This is a genomic window from Vibrio sp. 1874, assembly GCF_033344395.1.
Lineage (GTDB): Bacteria > Pseudomonadota > Gammaproteobacteria > Enterobacterales > Vibrionaceae > Vibrio > Vibrio alginolyticus.
The window spans coordinates 1-1,021 of sequence record NZ_JAWPOR010000195.1 but is presented as its reverse complement, the minus strand read 5'-3'; the positions used below and the strand labels follow the sequence as shown (position 1 = coordinate 1,021).

1 protein-coding gene is annotated in these 1,021 nt (G+C 48.8%); it reads left to right on the top strand.

The features are described 5' to 3' along the window. On the top strand, window positions 1-892 hold an 892-nt coding region (locus R8N46_RS25560), incomplete at its 5' end, for a proprotein convertase P-domain-containing protein (protein WP_318189822.1). Window positions 893-1,021: the final 129 nt, after the last annotated feature.

Below are 1,021 nucleotides of genomic sequence, written 5' to 3'. Positions count from 1 at the left end.
CGCACAAATTCTGAAAGATAGCTTCGCACAGCATAACTTACTCAAAGTTCCTTTTAACGCCCGATATCAATCTCGTTACATCAACGCTGGGGAAACGGTCGAGTTGACGCTTTCTCACACCGGCCGATCTGCAAGCGTAAAGGGCAATTGGTCACTGAACAACGACACATCGAAAGCGGTCGATGTGCAACTGGCAAACTCGGCCTCTTTCAGTGCCAACTTACCAACGGGGCTGACGTGTGGTGCACCGTTTGAATCTAAAGTTTCAGTGGATTATCAGTTTGCTGAAGGGCTTAAGGCGCAATCTTGGCAAAACGTGACGGCGATAGTGAATGGTATTCCTCTACTTTTGAATAAGCCCAAGACTATCGAGGATGCGCTCACCGATGCGAGTATTAACTCGCGCGGTCAAGAAGTGCAAGGGAACAAAATTTTTGTTCAAACACTATCAGACAAAACGCAGAAAATTGATGACTCATTTGCCGTTTATCTCGATATCGAACACGCGAATTTAGCGGATTTACACATCACGTTGACGTCGCCACAAGGCCAGTCTGTAGTGCTGTTTAACCATCAGCCGAGTCAATCGGGTGGGTTTACGGGCTATTTCACGGTTCAGCACGATCCACAGCTGCAAGCATTGGTTGGAGAGCCTAGTTGGGGAACGTGGCGACTAGAAGTCTCCGATCGGGTGGTCGGCAACTCGGGCGCACTAAAAGCGTGGGGTGTGAGTCACTTTAACCAGTATCAGTGCGGTGCTGATACCACTTCGAAAAGCAACGGCAATGGCTCTGGTGGGAGTGGCTCACCTTGGGCGCTCTTTGGCTTGCTTGTGTTTTCAATGTTGAGAGTGGTTCGCTCTCGTAATAACGATTCATCAAAAAGAAGATAAGACCTATGAAGTTTCAATATTCTCTCATTGCAGTCTCACTGGCCCTTGTTGGTTGTGGTGGCGGCTCTGGTAGTAGTGACGCAACGGCGCCAAGTTACAACGTAGCGGGAACCATTTCTGCGAAAGGTA